This is a genomic window from Burkholderia sp. BCC1993 (assembly GCF_905339865.1).
Taxonomy (GTDB): domain Bacteria; phylum Pseudomonadota; class Gammaproteobacteria; order Burkholderiales; family Burkholderiaceae; genus Burkholderia.
This window is the reverse complement of the sequence record NZ_CAJPGZ010000019.1, coordinates 143,968-159,519: the sequence shown is the minus strand read 5'-3', so window position 1 is coordinate 159,519 and position 15,552 is coordinate 143,968. Positions and strand designations below refer to the sequence as shown.

Here is a 15,552-nt window from a genome sequence, read left to right as displayed (position 1 = left end):
CCCATTGTAGCAACCAATGTAGTACCTACAAACGACCTGGAAAGCCCGTCAGGTAAGCCGGATAAGGCTTTGCTGGAGGATCTTTGGTCCCCCCGACAGGAATCGAACCTGTATCTAGCGCTTAGGAGGCGCTTGTTCTATCCATTGAACTACGGGGAGAGCCATGTCCGCGATATCGCGTGCAGAAGACGCGACCGGGACGGCGATGTGGACAGCGCGCAGAGTATAGCAAACGCGACGCGCGTCGGCGGACGGAATGCGTGCCGATACGCGCCGCGCGCGCCCGGTCGTGTCCGAAACAGCGGAATCAGAAATCGACGACGACGAAATCTTCCTTGCCCACGTCGCACAGCGGGCAGCGCCAGTCGGCGGGAATGTCGGCGAAACGGGTGCCGGCGGGGATGCCCTCGTCGGGCAGGCCTTCCGCTTCGTTGTAGACCCACCCGCAAATCAGGCAGACCCAGCTCTGGTATTCGGTTACTTCGCTCATGTGGCGCTCGGGATGATGAAAGTCGGTGACGCCGTCCGCGGCGTGGCCGGCGGACGAAAGGCGCAATGGTACCGGAATTTCGCCGAACACCTCCGCAACGTCGTTTTAAACGTACGCATCGCGAACAAAGATCGTCATCACGCGTGCCGGGCACGCAGTGTATGCTTCGTGAGCCTTTCAATCTGAAGGAGAAAAACGATGCTCAACAAGAAGAAATGGATCGCGGGTGTGGTTTGTGTCGCGGCGCTGGCCGCGTCGACGTTTGCACGTGCCGAGGCGCGCGTGTACTTCGCCGAGCCGAAGGATGGCGCGACGGTGTCGAGCCCCGTGCACGTGAAGTTCGGCCTTGAAGGGATGGAACTCAAGCCGGCCGGCGACATGACGCCGGATACGGGCCACCATCACCTGCTGGTCGACGGCAAGCCGGTGCCGAAGGGCGACGTGATCCCCGCCACCGACCATTCGCTGCACTTCGGCAAGGGCCAGACTGAAACCGACCTGAAACTGCCGCCCGGCCAGCACACGCTGACGCTGCAGCTCGGCGAAGGCGCGCACCGCTCGTACGGTCCCGAGCTGAGCTCGACGATCACGGTCAACGTGAAGTAATCGCGCATTCCGTCTGCGGGCGCCCGGCCGGGAAGCTGCGGCCGGATGCCCGCCGCCGGCCCCGCGTGACGTCGACGCGCGCGATGCCGGCCCGTCCGCCGAGCGCGCGCCGTCATGCCGCCGCAGCACAAATGCAGCACGAACGCAGCACAAAATGATTCGCCCGCCGGCCTAGTCCATCCGGCCATCCCGGCGCAGGCGTCCGCCACCGGTACAATGGGCGCTTCCGATTTCTCTCTTCGCCGTCTCCCCATGTCGCTTTATTCCATTACCGGCGCGCAACTCGCGTTCGGTCACGTCGCGTTGCTCGATCACGCGGACTTCTCGCTGGAGGCCGGCGAGCGCGTCGGCCTGATCGGTCGCAACGGCGCGGGCAAGTCGTCGCTGCTGAAGATCGTCGCCGCGCTGGCGAAGCCTGATGACGGGCTGATCACGCGTCAGCAGGAGCTCGTGACCGTCTATGTGCCGCAGGAGCCCGAATTCGAACCCGGCGCGACCGTGTTCGACGCCGTGGCATCGGGGCTCACGCACACGCGCGAAGTGCTCGAAGAATACGATTCGATCGCGCATCGCCTCGCGGAAACACCGGAAGGCGCCGAACACGACGCGCTGCTCGCGCGGATGAACGCGCTGCAGTCGTCGCTCGATGCGCACGACGCATGGAACTGGCGCACGCGCGTATCGATGACGCTCGCGCAGATCGGCCTGACGGACGGCGACGCGCAGGTCGACGCATTGTCGGGCGGGATGCAGAAGCGCGTCGCGCTGGCGCGCGCGCTGGTGCTGCAGCCCGACGTGCTGCTGCTCGACGAACCGACCAACCACCTCGACTTCGACGGCATCCGCTGGCTGGAAGAACTGCTGGTCGCGCAGCGTGCGGGCCTGTTGTTCATCACGCACGATCGCGCGTTCCTCGATCGCGTCGCGACCCGCATCGTCGAGCTCGATCGCGGTCGGCTGCTGTCGTATCCGGGCAATTTCTCCGCGTACCAGACGCGCAAGGCGCAGCAGCTCGAAGTCGAGCGCGTGGAAAACGAGAAATTCGACAAGCTGCTCGCGCAGGAAGAAGTGTGGATCCGCAAGGGCGTCGAGGCGCGCCGCACGCGCAGCGTCGGCCGCATCGCGCGGCTCGTGCAGATGCGCAACGAGCGCGCGGAGCGCCGCAATTCGCAGGGCAACGTGAAGCTCGACGTCGCGCAGGGCGAGAAGTCGGGCAAGATCGTCGCGGAACTGACGGACGTGACGAAGCGCTACGGCGACCGCACGGTCGTCGACTCCATCTCGACGACGGTGATGCGCGGCGACAAGATCGGCTTCGTCGGCCCGAACGGCGCCGGCAAGACCACGCTGCTCAAGCTGATCCTCGGCGAGCTGAAGCCCGACGTGGGCACGGTGCGCACCGGCACGAACCTGCAGGTCGCGTATTTCGACCAGATGCGCGCGCAGCTCGACCAGGAAAAGAGCCTGGCCGACACCATCAGCCCCGGTAGCGAATGGGTCGAGATCGGCGGCGTGCGCAAGCACGTGATGAGCTATCTCGGCGACTTCCTGTTCGCGCCGGAGCGCGCGCGCTCGCCGGTGAAGTCGCTGTCGGGCGGCGAGCGCAACCGACTGCTGCTCGCGCGCCTGTTCGCGCGTCCGGCCAACGTGCTGGTGCTCGACGAACCGACCAACGACCTCGACATCCCGACGCTCGAACTGCTCGAAGAGCTGCTGGCCGACTACGACGGCACGGTGCTGCTCGTCAGCCACGATCGCGCGTTCCTCGACAACGTCGTGACGTCGGTGATCGCGGCCGAGGGCGACGGCAAGTGGCGCGAATACGTCGGCGGCTTCACCGACTGGCAGATCCAGAGCGAGCGTTCGCAGCAGCTCGCGCAGCAGGAGGCGGCGAAGCGCGCGGTGAAGGAAGCGGCGCCGGTCAAGGAAGACGCGGCGAAAGGCGCGGCCGGCCGCAACGCGCAGCGCACGGTGAAGCTGTCGTTCAACGAGCAGCGCGAACTCGATGCGCTGCCGGAGAAGATCGCGGCGCTCGAGGAAGAACAGAAGACGATCAACGCGCAGCTCGAAGATGGTTCGATCTTCGCGAAGGATCCGCAGGAAGGCACGCGCCTGACCGAGCGGTTCGCGGCGATCGACGACGAGCTCCTCGCCGCGCTCGAGCGGTGGGAGACGCTCGAGGCAAAACGCAAGCCGGTCTGACGCACCGCGCGCGGCGCATGGCGGCCCGGCGCATCGGATCGCCGGCCGGGCGGCCGGCAGCGCCGTGCGACGATCTTGCGACGGCGCGCCACGCGGAACCAGTAAAATACCGCGCGTCCAGGGTCGCTCGGCGCACGCCGCGCGCCCGCTTTCGGAGCAGTCCAAGCACACCGTTGTTTCGATTCGCTTTTTTACGGAACTCAACGTTTTGTCCACGACGTTATCCACACGAGGTGTGGACAACGTCCCGATGAATGACGAAATTCAGCGCCTATGTCAACGAAGAAGCCCAGCGCGGCCTATAGCGAAGCATCGATCAAGGTGCTCAAGGGCCTCGAGCCGGTCAAGCAGCGGCCCGGCATGTACACCCGTACCGAAAATCCGCTGCACATCATCCAGGAAGTCATCGACAACGCGTCCGACGAGGCACTCGGCGGCTACGGCAAGCAGATCACGGTCACGCTGCACGCCGACCAGTCGGTGTCGGTCGAGGACGACGGCCGCGGCATCCCGTTCGGGATGCATCCCGAAGAGGGCGTGCCGGTCGTCGAGATCGTGTTCACGCGCCTGCACGCAGGCGGCAAGTTCGACAAGGCCGCCGGCGGCGCGTATACGTTCTCGGGCGGCCTGCACGGTGTCGGTGTGTCGGTGACGAACGCGCTCGCGACGCGTCTCGACGTGACGGTCTGGCGCGACGGCAAGATCGCCGAACTCGGCTTCGCCGACGGCGACGTCGTGAAGCCGCTCGCGACGCAAGGCGCGGGCCGCGGCGAGAAGAAATCCGGCACGCGCGTGCAGGTGTGGCCGAATCCGAAGTATTTCGATTCGCCGAACCTGCCGCTCGGCGAGCTGCAGCGTCTGCTGCGCTCGAAGGCCGTGCTGCTGCCGGGCGTCGAGGTCGTGCTCGTCAACGAGAAGACCGGAGAGCGCCAGGTGTGGAAGTACGAGGACGGCCTGCGCGGCTACCTGCTCGACGAAATGACCGGCAGCGAGCTGCTGATCCCGCTGTTCGAGGGCGAGCGTTTCGCCGATGCGCGTTCGACCGACGACACCTTCGCCGAAGGCGAGGGCGCGTCGTGGGTCGTCGCATGGAGCGAGGAAGGCTCGCTCGTGCGCGAGTCGTACGTGAACCTGATCCCGACGCCGGCCGGCGGCACGCACGAGTCGGGCCTGCGCGACGGCCTCTACCAGGCGGTGAAGAGCTTCGTCGAACTGCACAACCTGCAGCCGAAGGGCGTGAAACTGCTCGCGGAAGACGTGTTCGCGCGCGTGTCGTTCGTGCTGTCCGCGAAGGTGCTCGATCCGCAGTTCCAGGGGCAGATCAAGGAACGCCTGAACAGCCGCGACGCGGTGAAGCTCGTGTCGTCGTTCTCGCGCCCGGCGCTCGAACTGTGGCTGAACCAGCACGTCGAGCACGGCAAGAAGCTCGCCGAACTGGTGATCAAGCAGGCTCAGGCGCGCACGCGCGCGGGCCAGAAGGTCGAGAAGCGCAAGAGCTCGGGCGTCGCGGTGCTGCCGGGCAAGCTGACCGATTGCGAGACCGAAGACATCGCGCGCAACGAACTGTTCCTCGTCGAGGGCGACTCGGCGGGCGGTTCCGCGAAGATGGGCCGCGACAAGGAATACCAAGCGATCCTACCGCTGCGCGGCAAGGTGCTGAATACGTGGGAAACCGAGCGCGACCGCCTGTTCGCGAACAACGAGGTGCACGACATCTCGGTCGCGATCGGCGTCGATCCGCACAGCCCGGACGACACCGTCGACCTGTCGAACCTGCGCTACGGCAAGATCTGCATCCTGTCGGACGCGGACGTCGACGGCTCGCACATCCAGGTGCTGCTGCTCACGCTGTTCTTCAAGCATTTCCCGCAGCTGATCGAGCGCGGTCACGTGTGCGTCGCGCGGCCGCCGCTGTTCCGCGTCGATGCGCCAGCGCGCGGCAAGAAGGCTGCGCAGAAGCACTATGCGCTCGACGAGGGCGAACTGGAAGCGATTCTCGACAAGCTGCGCAAGGACGGCATGCGCGAAACGCAGTGGAGCATCAGCCGCTTCAAGGGGCTCGGCGAAATGAGCGCGGAGCAGCTGTGGGACACGACGATGAATCCCGACACGCGCCGCCTGATGCCGGTGAAGCTCGGCGAGCTCGACTACGAGGCGACGGTTGCGCGGATGACGATGCTGATGGGCAAGGGCGAGGCAGCCGCGCGACGCGGCTGGCTCGAGGAAAAGGGCAACGACGTCGAAGCGGACATCTAAACCCGCGCGGCCGGGCATGACGCCCGGCCCGGCCTCACGCCACTTACGAATACGGAATACAGATGGACGACAATACTTCCGATCTCTTCGCCGGGTCCGACGCACCGGACGCCGATGCGCTGACGCTCGGCAACTACGCGGAGCAGGCGTACCTCAGCTACGCGGTCAGCGTCGTGAAGAGCCGCGCGCTGCCCGACGTGTGCGACGGCCAGAAGCCGGTGCAGCGCCGGATCCTGTTCGCGATGAACGAAATGGGCCTCGGCCCCGACGCGAAGCCGGTGAAGTCGGCGCGCGTGGTCGGCGACGTGCTCGGTAAATACCACCCGCACGGCGACCAGTCGGCGTACGACGCGCTCGTGCGTCTCGCGCAGGATTTCTCGCTGCGCTATCCGCTGATCGACGGGCAGGGCAACTTCGGCTCGCGCGACGGCGACGGCGCGGCGGCGATGCGCTACACCGAAGCGCGACTCACGCCGATCGCGAAGCTGCTGCTCGACGAGATCGACCAGGGTACGGTCGACTTCATGCCGAACTACGACGGCTCGTTCGAGGAACCGAAGACGCTGCCGAGCCGCATGCCGTTCGTGCTGCTGAACGGCGCGTCGGGCATCGCGGTCGGTCTCGCCACCGAAATCCCGTCGCACAATCTGCGCGAGGTCGCGGCGGCGGCGGTCTCGTTGATCCGCAATCCGAAGCTCACGCACGCGGAGCTGATGAGCCTGATCCCCGGCCCGGATTTCCCGGGCGGCGGCCAGATCATCTCGAGCGACACCGAGATCGCGGCGGCGTATGAAAGCGGCCGCGGCAGCCTGAAGGTGCGCGCGAAATGGAAGATCGAGGATCTCGCGCGCGGCCAGTGGCAACTGGTCGTCACCGAGCTGCCGCCGAGCACGTCGGGCCAGAAGGTGCTCGAGGAAATCGAGGAGCTGACCAACCCGAAGCTCAAGCTCGGCAAGAAGACGCTCACGCCCGAGCAGCTCAACACCAAGAAGGCGATGCTCGACCTGCTCGACGCGGTGCGCGACGAGTCGGGCAAGGAAGCGGCGGTGCGGCTCGTGTTCGAGCCGAAGTCGCGCACGATCGACCAGACGGAATTCGTGAACACGCTGCTCGCGTACACGAGCCTCGAATCGAACGCGACGCTGAACCTCGTGATGATCGGCGCCGACGGCCGGCCGGGCCAGAAGGGCCTGCTGACGATCCTCGACGAATGGGTGAAGTTCCGCCAGCTGACGATGACGCGCCGCTGCCGCCATCGTCTCGCGAAGGTCGACGACCGCATCCACATCCTCGAAGGGCGGATGATCGTCTTCCTGAACATCGACGAGGTGATCCGCATCATCCGCGAGTCGGACGAGCCGAAGGCCGCGCTGATGAGCGCGTTCGGCCTCTCCGACCGCCAGGCGGAAGACATCCTCGAAATCCGGCTGCGTCAGCTCGCGCGGCTCGAGAAGATCAAGATCGAGAAGGAACTCGAGGCGCTGCGCGACGAGAAGGCGAAGCTCGAGGAACTGCTCGCGAACGAAAGCGCGATGAAGCGGCTGATGATCAAGGAGATCGAGGCCGACGCGAAGCAGTACGGCGACGATCGCCGCACGCTGATCCAGCAGGAAAAGCGCGCGACGTTCGAGGCGAAGGTGGTCGACGAGCCGGTGACGGTCGTCGTGTCGCAGAAGGGCTGGGTGCGTGCGCTGAAGGGCCACGGGCTCGACCCGGCCGGCTTCACGTTCAAGGCCGGCGATCACCTGTACGCGGCGTTCCAGTGCCGCACGCCCGATCGCCTGATCGCATGGGGCAGCAGCGGCCGCGTGTACTCGGTCGACGTATCGGTGCTGCCGGGCGGGCGCGGGGACGGCGTGCCGGTCACGTCGCTGATCGAGCTCGAATCGGGCTCGCACCTGATGCACTACTACGCGGCGCCGGCCGACCAGCAATTGCTGCTTGCATCGAGCAACGGCTTCGGCTTCCTCGCGAAGGTCGGCGACATGGTGAGCCGCGTGAAGGCCGGCAAGTCGTTCATGACGATCGATGCGGGCGCGGTGCCGCTCGCGCCGATGCCGGTGCTGCCGAACGCGACGCAGGTCGCGTGTCTGTCGAGCGGCGGCCGTCTGCTGGTGTTCGGGATGGACGAGATGAAGACGCTGTCGGGCGGCGGCCGCGGCGTGATCCTGATGGCGCTCGACGACAAGGAAACGCTCGTGCAGGCGCTCGCGATCGACCCGGCCGGCGTCGTGCTGATCGGCACCGGTCGCGGCGGCAAGGCGCAGGACGAAACGCTGTCGTACGCGGGGCTCGCGCCGCACGTCGGCAAGCGCGCACGCAAGGGCCGCGCGCCGGAAACGAAGCTCAAGGTCGTCAACGAGCTGCGTCCGCTGCTCGGCTGACGCCGCATCCGGTCGCCGGTTCGACCGGCATCGAAGGCCGCACCTCCGCTTCGGCGGGCGTGCGGCCTGTTTCTTTTGGGGCGACGCATGCAGGAAAGCGAGCGTGGCGCCGTCACGCGGAACTTGCAAATATTGTGAAATACCGCCAGGGGTCTGAACCGACCGGCGGTCCGCCGGTCGAACGTCGCTCGAGACCGCGCGTGACGCGGCTGTTCGTTGCACTCAACTCATAACAGGATTGCCGCCATGTCCCACGCCGTTGCCGTCGCGCTGTTTCTTCATCTGCTGGCCGTCGCCGTGTGGGTGGGCGGGATGGTCTTCGCGAACTTCTGCCTGCGCCCGGCGCTGTCCGACCTGACGCCACAGCTGCGGCTGCCGCTGATCGAGGGCGTGTTCGGCCGCTTCTTCAACTGGGTGTCGGGCTCGGTGATCGTGATCCTGCTGTCCGGCGGTTTCCTGCTCATGGCATTCGGCGGCGCGCACGCGACGTGGACGCTGCATGCGATGGCGGGGCTCGGCGTCGTGATGATGCTGATCTTCGGCCATATCCGCTTCGCGCTGTTCCCGCGCATCCGCCGCGCGGTGCAGGCGCAGAACTGGCCGGACGGTGCGCGCGCGGTGAACACGGTGCGCCTGCTGGTCGTCGTCAACCTCGTGCTCGGCGTCGTGACGATCGGCGCGGCCGTGCTGTCGCGCGGCTTCTGATCGCCGGCCGCTGATTTCGCGGCGCCGTTCGGTGCTCGCCGCCGGTGCGGTGCCGCGCGCCGCTATGCGGCCAGCATCGCGTCGAGCAGCCACGCGCCGGCCGGGCCGAGCGGCCGGTTGCGCGACCACACCGCATCGACCCGCACGCGGCGCGGCCAGCCGCGCGCGCGCAACTCGCACAGGCGATCGCCCGCGAAGTGCTCGACCATCCAGCGCGGCAGCTCGGCCCAGCCGAACCCCAGCACCGCCATCTCCAGCAGCATCAGGTAGCTCGGCGCGAGCCAGCGCTGCGTGCCGACGACGATCCGGTCGGCGGCGCCGCGATCCTCCGGTTTCACATACGTATTGAGGCGCAGCTCGCGCGCGTCGCGCAGCGACGCATGCGGCACGTCGGCGTCGCCATAGGCCGCCAGCGTGTGCGTGCGCCCGACGAACAGGCCGATCTCCGATTCTTCCGCCACCGTCGCCGCGCCGATATCGGGCGGATAGACCGCGCGCGCGGCCATCAGCCCGAGCTGTGCGCGACCCTGCTGGATCAGGTCGAGTACGTCCTCGTGCTCGGCAATCTGGCATTCGAGCTCGAGCGCCGGAAAGCGCCGCTCGAGCGCCATCAAGGTTTCCTCGTAACGCTTCGACTGGTACGTGTCGGACACGACGAGCGTCAGCCGCGCTTCCTCGCCCTGCGCGAGCCGCGCGGCGGTGCGGTCGATCGCCGCGCCGGCCTCCAGCGCGCGCTGCACCTGCGGGAGCAGCGCGCGGCCGGCATCGGTCAGCGTCGGCGCGCGCGTCGAGCGGTCGAACAGCTGCACGCCGAGATCGATCTCGAGGTTCGCGATCGCTTCGGACACGGTCGACTGGCGCTTGCCGAGCTTGCGGGCGGCGGCCGTGAACGAGCCGAGCAGCGCGGCTTCGGCGAAGGCGAGCAGGGCTTCGGGGGCGTGGCGCATGTGGCGGACCTCAGGGCGTTATATCGGTAAAACCGATGATATCAAACTGGATTCACGCGGTTTCGCCGATCAAAATGGCCGGCATTGATTGTACGAAACGCATCGGAGGGAACCATGAAACAGATCAACAAAACGGTGACGGAACGTCTCGTTCATGCGCTGACGTTCGAGCTGGTGGCGATCGCGCTGTGCGCGCCGATCGGTGCGTGGCTGCTCGACATGCCGGTGTCGCACGTCGGCGTGCTGACGGTGATGGTGTCGCTGATCGCGATGGCGTGGAACATGACGTTCAACACGCTGTTCGACCGCTTCGAGCGGCGGGCGGGCCTCACGCGCACGCTCGGCATGCGGATCGCGCATGCGGTCATGTTCGAGCTTGGCCTCGTCGCGATGGTGGTGCCGGTCGCCGCGTGGTGGCTGAACGTGAGCCTCGTCGAGGCGCTGCTGCTCGACCTCGGCATCGTGCTGTTCTTCCTGCCTTACACGTTCTGCTTCAACCTCGCGTACGACGCGCTGCGCGCACGCTGGGTCGCACGCCGCGTCGCGGTACCGGCGGGCTGAGCGGCAAGCGTCCGGCGGTGGTGGCGGCGACCGGGGCCGGCCGTCAGTGCGCGACGGCCCACAGCCACACGCCGCATGCGATCGCGACCGCACCGTAGACGGCATACACGGGCACCTTGAGGCGCGTGAAGCACAGCATCGCGAAGGCGCCCGTGAGCCAATAGACGGGATCGGCCGGTTCGCGATGCAGGATCTTCACGACGGCGACGACGAGAAAGCCCGTCGTCGCCGCGCGCAGCAGGCGCATCCCGTGCTCGAAGCGCGAATGGCGCTTGAGCCGGAACAGATGGTTCTGTGCGAACACGACGAGACATCCCGACGGAATGAACAGCGCGGCGGTCGCGAGCAGCGCACCGCTCCAGCCGTCGGTCAGGTAGCCGAGAAACGGCACGACGTTCAGCAGCGGGCCGGGCGCCACCGGCGACAGCGCGAACGCGAGCGTGAAGTCGCGATCGGAGATGCCGGTGGCCGGCGACACGAACAGCGTCTTGAGCACGGGCAGCGCGGAGAAGCCGCCGCCGAACAGCGTCATGCCGGCGCCGGCAAGCCGCGGCCACAGCAGCGTCTCCTGGTAGTCGCCGGGCAGCGGCAGTGCGAATACCGCGACGAGTACGGCCAGCAGCACGAGCAGGTTGCGGTCGCGCTTCGACAGCGTGACGTCGACCGTGGCGTGTTGCGGCGGCCCGGTGAGCCAGCCTGCTGCAAACGCCGCGAAAAGAATCCCGACGAAAGCGGCCGGACTATGCGCGAAAGCGAGCAGAATCGTCGACAGCGCGGCGATCACCTGTTCGAGCCGCGTGCGCGCGAGCGCGCGCAACTGCTTGACCCACGTGACGCCGATCAGCGCGGCGAGCACCATCCCGAAGTGATTGATCAGCACCGGCGCGGCCAGCGAGCGCACGATCGGCGTGCGGTAGAAGATCGCAAACAGCGTCATCAGCACGGAGAACGGCAGGACGCTCGCGATGCCGGCAACCCAGGCGCCTGCGCGGCCGTGCAGCGTCTGGCCGACCTGCACGGCGACATTGCAGCCGACGGGGCCTGGCACGAGCCATGCAAGGGCGACGAGATCGGCGAATACGTGCGGCTCGATGCGCTGCCACCGCTCGACGTAGTGGCGTTCGAGCTGGGCCATCATCGAAAGCCCGCCCCACGACAGGGCGGAAATGCCGGCGACGACCTTGAACAAGGCCCACAGGGAGGCCTGTGCCTGTTCGACACGTTCGGCCGCTTCGACTTCGACGGTGGTCATGATGGTGTTGCGGTTGGCGCCGGGCCTGGTCTTGCGCATAGGGACGTGCCGGCGGCCCGCCGACACGATGGCCCTCCCGATTGTCCGCCGCGGGTCATGACACTGCCATGCGCGAAAACGCTAGTAAATGAACTAAACAACCGCATCGGAAGCCGGAATAATCGATGTGCCGCGCAACATGTGCCGTGCGGGTTGCGGGTTCAGGCGCCGGTGCTGCCGGTCGCGCGGTGCGCGAGGACGTTCGGCCGGTTGCCGCGCACGCCGAAGCGCGCGATCAGCGCGGGGATCGCGTCGGCCGGCACGGGGCGCGAGAACAGGAAGCCCTGCGCCTCGATCTCGCCGAGCGCGGACAGCCATGCGACCTGCTCCTCGGTTTCGGTGCCTTCGACGACGACCGTCAGGCCGAGCGAGCGTGCGAGATGCACGATCGACGACACCATCACGCACACGCTGCGATCGTTCGGGATGGCCTGCACGAACGAGCGGTCGACCTTCAACGTATCGACGGAGAAGCGGTGCAGGTACGACAGCGACGAGTAGCCGGTGCCGAAGTCGTCGAGCGCGATCCGGATGCCGAGCTTCTTCAACGCGACGATCTTCTCCGACACGAGCTCCGGATATTCCATCATCGCGGTCTCGGTGATCTCGAGTTCGAGCCGGTTCGCGTCGATGCCGGTGTCCTGCAGCGCCTGCGAAATCGTCTCGATCAGGTCGCCGCGCCAGAACTGTACCGGCGAGATGTTGACCGCGAGCGTCAGCGTGTCGTGGCCGTCGTCGCGCCAGCGCGCGATCTGTTCGCACGCGGTGCGGATCACGAAATCGCCGATCGGCACGATCAGGCCCGTCGATTCGGCGATCGAAATGAATTCGTTCGCGGAGATGATCCCGTGCTCGGGGTGGTCCCAGCGCGCGAGCGCCTCGAAGCCGGTGATCGTGCGGTGCGTCAGGTCGATCTTCGGCTGGTACGCGAGGAACAGCTGCCCCTCGGCGAGCGCGACGCGCAATTGCTGTTCCCAGCGCATCAGGTGATCCGCGCGATGCGACAGGTGCGGCGCGTAGAACTGGTAGCAGTTCTTGCCCGCATCCTTCGCGCTGTACATCGCGAGGTCGGCCTTCTTCAGCAGGTCGATTTCGCTTTCGTTCGCGACGGTGTGCAGCGCGATGCCGATGCTCGCGTGCAGCACGAACGAACTGCCGCGCACGTCGAACGGCTCGCCGAACATCCGGATGATCGCTTCCGCGAGCCGCACCGCGCGCCGTTCGACGTCGTCGCCCTTCATCACGACGACGAACTCGTCGCCGCCGATCCGCGCGAGCGAGCCTTCGTCGCCGACGGCGTCCGACAGGCGCGACGCGGTCATCTGCAGCACGATGTCGCCGGCGTTGTGGCCGAGCGTGTCGTTGACGGTCTTGAAGTTGTCGAGGTCGATGAACAGCAGGCCGAGCCGCGACAGGCTGGCCGGCATCGACACGTCGTTGCGCAGCCCGCGCAGGGTCGCGTAGCGGTTCGCGAGGCCGGTGAGCAGGTCGTATTCGGCGAGCTGGGTCATCTCGCGCTCGCGGCCGAGCAGCTTGCCGATCAGTCCCGTCGCAACGCCGAAGAACGCGAGCATCGCGAGCGTGATGAAGCTCGTCATCAGCAGGTAGACGTTGCGCGTATGGTAGTAGTCCGCGTATTCCTCGGTCTGCGACAGCCCGACCATCACCGCGAGCGGGTAGCCGTCGAGGTGGCGGTACGACACGATGCGCGTGACGCCGTCGATCGGGTCGATGATCGTGCCCGTGACGCGCTCGGCGATCGGGTAGACGCCCGACGCGGAGAACGCACCCGGTGCGTTGTTGACCGAGCCGGTGCGCCGCGCGAGCACGGCACCCGTATCCGACACGACGGAGATCACGCCTTCCTTGCCGATCGCCGCGTTGTTGTAGAAGTCGTTCGTGAAGTAGCTCGGGTCTTCCGACACCACGACGATGCCGGCGAAGCTGCCGTCCGGGTTGTTCAGGCGCCGCGTCATCTGCAGCGTCCAGTGGCTCGACACGCGGCCGAGCACGGGCTTGCTGATGTACAGGCGATCGTCGTTGTGCGCGAGGTGGACCTTGAAGTGCTCGCGGTCGGACAGGTTGATCGGCTTCGGGTGGAGTTCGGCCGTGTTCGCGAACAGGATGCCCTTCGCGTTGACGAGCGAAACCTGGATCAGCGTGTCGCTCGGCACGACGCCTTTTTCGACCGTGCTCGCGAGGTTGAAGCGCGCGGGCGATTTCTCGAATTCGAACTTGACGAAGCGGGTGATCTGGTCGACCTGGTGGATCGCCTTGACCGTGTGCTGTTCGAGCGCGGACGACAGGATCGCCGCGGAAGCCGCCGCTTCCTTGTACGCGCTGTCCTTTTCGACCGACAGCCGCGCGACGATCACGGCCCACAGCAGCGCAAGCGCGAGCATCCCGAGCAGCGGGATCGCGAACAGCGCGCGCCGGCGCGACTTGCGTGGCGCGCGTAGCGGCCGGTTCGGCGGCATGTGGTTTGACCGGGCGGAGCTCATCGAAGAGGGCGGCGTCCTGCTCGCGTGCGCCATCCCGCGTCGGGATGGCCGGCTATGGTTGGGGTCGCACCGGCGTCTGTTCGTTCGCGGGATGCGCAACCATGGACAGACCCGCCGAAGCGACGGATTAGGCCCGATATTACTGGCTGGAACGTTTTTGCGATAGCCGGGGGAATCGTAGGGCGCCGGCCGGGCCGCCGCCATCGCACATCGCGAAATGTTACACGGGGGACCGGAAGGTGCCGTCCACGACCGTGACGACGTGGCCGCCGATCCACGTGGTGCCGTCTTCGGCATAGCTGACGAAGATGCGGCCGTCGCGGCCGATCGCCGTGCCCTGGCGGGCCGTATACGACTGGCCGGGGCGGCGTTCCTGCCGCGTCAGCAGCCCGGCCAGCGCGGCGTTTGCGCTGCCGGTGACCGGGTCCTCGCCGAAGCCGAAATTGCCGCCCGTCATCAGGCAGCGGATTTCGAAGGTCGCGGGGCCGCCTTCGGCGTGCGGCGCGTAGACCGCGAGGCCGTCCGTGCCGTAGCGGCGCGTGAGCGCCTCCAGCGCGGCCGGATCGGGCGCCAGGCTGATGCACGCATCGGCCGACTTCAGCCGCACGACCAGCCACGGCGCGCCGTTGTCGACCGCGCACGGCTCGGCTTCCAGGTCGATCGCGTCGCTGCGCAACGCGGCCCCCAGTGCCGGGTAGTCCGAACGGTCGAGCGGCGTGAACCGTGCCGGCGGCGCGGCAAATGCCCAGCCATCGGCCTGTTCGCGCAGTTCGACCAGGCCGACCCCGCATTGCTGGACCAGCCGGCCCGGCGTGCGCGGCCGCGCGCCGCTTTCCAGGAACGCATGCGCGGTGCCGAGCGTCGGGTGGCCGGCGAACGGCAGTTCGCCGGCCGTCGTGAAGATCCGGACGCGGTAGTCGGCGTCCGGATCGGTCGGCGTGCAGACGAACGTGGTTTCCGACAGGTTCGTCCAGCGGGCGATCGCGAGCATCGCGTCGTCGTCGAGCGAGTCGGCGTCGAACACCACGGCGAGCGCGTTGCCCTTGAACGGCACCGCCGTGAACACGTCGACCTGCTTGAAGCGGACGAGACGACCGGTCATCTCGATGCGCCCGTTACGCGACTTCGGCGATCAGTTCGATCTCGACGCACGCGCCGAGCGGAATCTGCGCGACGCCGAACGCCGAACGCGCGTGCTTGCCGGCGTCGCCGAACACCTCGGCGATCAGTTCCGACGCACCGTTCGTCACGACGTGCTGTTCGGTGAAGTCGAGCGTCGAGTTGACGAGGCTCATCAGCTTCACGATGCGCGTGACCTTGTTCAGGTCGCCCGTGTGCGCGTGCAGCGTCGCGAGCAGGTCGATCGCGATCGCGCGCGCAGCCGCCTTGCCGTCTTCCGTCTGCAGGTCGGCGCCGAGCTTGCCGGCCCAGACCTTGCCGTCCTTCTTCGCGATGTGGCCCGACAGGTAGACCGTGTTGCCGCTTTGCGCGCTCATCACGTAGGCGGCGGCCGGTGCGCCGGCGGTCGGGAGCTCGATGCCGAGCGACTTCAGCTTGTCGTAGACGTTAGCCATGGGTTCGATTCCTCGTGGATCGTAGAGAGTCGTGA

Annotated in this window: 12 protein-coding genes and 1 tRNA gene; 6 read left to right on the top strand and 7 right to left on the bottom strand. The window is 67.1% G+C overall.

All coding sequences use genetic code 11. The annotated features are described in order from the left end of the window. Positions 1-84: 84 nt before the first annotated feature. Positions 85-159: transfer RNA gene (locus tag U4Y91_RS29195), tRNA-Arg, on the bottom strand. A gap of 148 nt (positions 160-307) precedes the next feature. Further along, a complete protein-coding gene (locus U4Y91_RS29190) occupies positions 308-490 on the bottom strand; it encodes a rubredoxin (protein WP_006478164.1) in 183 nt (60 codons plus the stop codon). A gap of 198 nt (positions 491-688) precedes the next feature. Between U4Y91_RS29190 and U4Y91_RS29185 the strand changes: the two genes are divergently transcribed. The 5 genes from U4Y91_RS29185 to U4Y91_RS29165 all read left to right on the top strand — a co-directional run bounded on the left by U4Y91_RS29185 (position 689) and on the right by U4Y91_RS29165 (position 8,643). Next, positions 689-1,096 (top strand): DUF4399 domain-containing protein, encoded by a 408-nt coding sequence (locus U4Y91_RS29185; protein ID WP_321807976.1) that lies wholly within the window; start codon positions 689-691, stop codon positions 1,094-1,096. 216 nt (positions 1,097-1,312) lie between these two features. Next, entirely contained in the window at positions 1,313-3,298 is a 1,986-nt protein-coding gene (locus U4Y91_RS29180; RefSeq protein WP_321807975.1) for an ATP-binding cassette domain-containing protein, read from the top strand. A 273-nt stretch (positions 3,299-3,571) separates the two neighbouring features. Further along, entirely contained in the window at positions 3,572-5,554 is a 1,983-nt protein-coding gene (locus U4Y91_RS29175) for a DNA topoisomerase IV subunit B (RefSeq protein WP_321807974.1), read from the top strand. Positions 5,555-5,616: 62 nt separating this feature from the next. Continuing rightward, a complete protein-coding gene (gene parC / locus U4Y91_RS29170) occupies positions 5,617-7,938 on the top strand; it encodes a DNA topoisomerase IV subunit A (protein ID WP_321807973.1) in 2,322 nt (773 codons plus the stop codon). 246 nt (positions 7,939-8,184) lie between these two features. Beyond that, positions 8,185-8,643, top strand: coding sequence for a CopD family protein (locus tag U4Y91_RS29165; protein WP_006752878.1), 459 nt, complete (start codon positions 8,185-8,187; stop codon positions 8,641-8,643). A gap of 62 nt (positions 8,644-8,705) precedes the next feature. Here U4Y91_RS29165 and U4Y91_RS29160 read toward each other — a convergent pair whose 3' ends face one another. Further along, on the bottom strand, positions 8,706-9,590 hold the full coding sequence (locus U4Y91_RS29160) for a LysR family transcriptional regulator (protein WP_321807972.1): 885 nt from the start codon (positions 9,588-9,590) through the stop codon (positions 8,706-8,708). Between the two features lie 114 nt (positions 9,591-9,704). Here U4Y91_RS29160 and U4Y91_RS29155 point away from each other — a divergent pair, with 114 nt between their 5' ends. Next, on the top strand, positions 9,705-10,151 hold the full coding sequence (locus U4Y91_RS29155; RefSeq protein ID WP_321807971.1) for a multidrug/biocide efflux PACE transporter: 447 nt from the start codon (positions 9,705-9,707) through the stop codon (positions 10,149-10,151). Between the two features lie 43 nt (positions 10,152-10,194). Here U4Y91_RS29155 and U4Y91_RS29150 read toward each other — a convergent pair whose 3' ends face one another. The 4 genes from U4Y91_RS29150 to U4Y91_RS29135 form a co-directional block, all read right to left on the bottom strand. Beyond that, positions 10,195-11,403, bottom strand: a complete 1,209-nt coding sequence (locus tag U4Y91_RS29150; RefSeq protein ID WP_321807970.1) for a chromate transporter — start codon at positions 11,401-11,403, stop codon at positions 10,195-10,197. Between the two features lie 200 nt (positions 11,404-11,603). Further along, positions 11,604-13,943 (bottom strand): EAL domain-containing protein, encoded by a 2,340-nt coding sequence (locus U4Y91_RS29145; RefSeq protein WP_321807969.1) that lies wholly within the window; start codon positions 13,941-13,943, stop codon positions 11,604-11,606. Between the two features lie 220 nt (positions 13,944-14,163). Then, positions 14,164-15,045 (bottom strand): PhzF family phenazine biosynthesis protein, encoded by an 882-nt coding sequence (locus tag U4Y91_RS29140; RefSeq protein WP_321807968.1) that lies wholly within the window; start codon positions 15,043-15,045, stop codon positions 14,164-14,166. A 13-nt stretch (positions 15,046-15,058) separates the two neighbouring features. After that, complete coding sequence (locus tag U4Y91_RS29135; RefSeq protein WP_034190720.1) at positions 15,059-15,517, bottom strand: RidA family protein; 459 nt, start codon at positions 15,515-15,517, stop codon at positions 15,059-15,061. Between the last annotated feature and the right edge of the window lie 35 nt (positions 15,518-15,552).

Coding starts and splice junctions, on each gene's coding strand:
- U4Y91_RS29160 (WP_321807972.1), bottom strand. CDS start 9,590: ATGCGCCACGCCCCCGAAGCCCTGCTCGCCTTCGCCGAAGCCGCGCTG.
- U4Y91_RS29165 (WP_006752878.1), top strand. CDS start 8,185: ATGTCCCACGCCGTTGCCGTCGCGCTGTTTCTTCATCTGCTGGCCGTC.
- U4Y91_RS29180 (WP_321807975.1), top strand. CDS start 1,313: ATGGGCGCTTCCGATTTCTCTCTTCGCCGTCTCCCCATGTCGCTTTAT.
- parC (WP_321807973.1), top strand. CDS start 5,617: ATGGACGACAATACTTCCGATCTCTTCGCCGGGTCCGACGCACCGGAC.
- U4Y91_RS29155 (WP_321807971.1), top strand. CDS start 9,705: ATGAAACAGATCAACAAAACGGTGACGGAACGTCTCGTTCATGCGCTG.
- U4Y91_RS29190 (WP_006478164.1), bottom strand. CDS start 490: ATGAGCGAAGTAACCGAATACCAGAGCTGGGTCTGCCTGATTTGCGGG.
- U4Y91_RS29185 (WP_321807976.1), top strand. CDS start 689: ATGCTCAACAAGAAGAAATGGATCGCGGGTGTGGTTTGTGTCGCGGCG.
- U4Y91_RS29140 (WP_321807968.1), bottom strand. CDS start 15,045: ATGACCGGTCGTCTCGTCCGCTTCAAGCAGGTCGACGTGTTCACGGCG.
- U4Y91_RS29175 (WP_321807974.1), top strand. CDS start 3,572: ATGTCAACGAAGAAGCCCAGCGCGGCCTATAGCGAAGCATCGATCAAG.
- U4Y91_RS29145 (WP_321807969.1), bottom strand. CDS start 13,943: ATGAGCTCCGCCCGGTCAAACCACATGCCGCCGAACCGGCCGCTACGC.
- U4Y91_RS29150 (WP_321807970.1), bottom strand. CDS start 11,403: ATGACCACCGTCGAAGTCGAAGCGGCCGAACGTGTCGAACAGGCACAG.
- U4Y91_RS29135 (WP_034190720.1), bottom strand. CDS start 15,517: ATGGCTAACGTCTACGACAAGCTGAAGTCGCTCGGCATCGAGCTCCCG.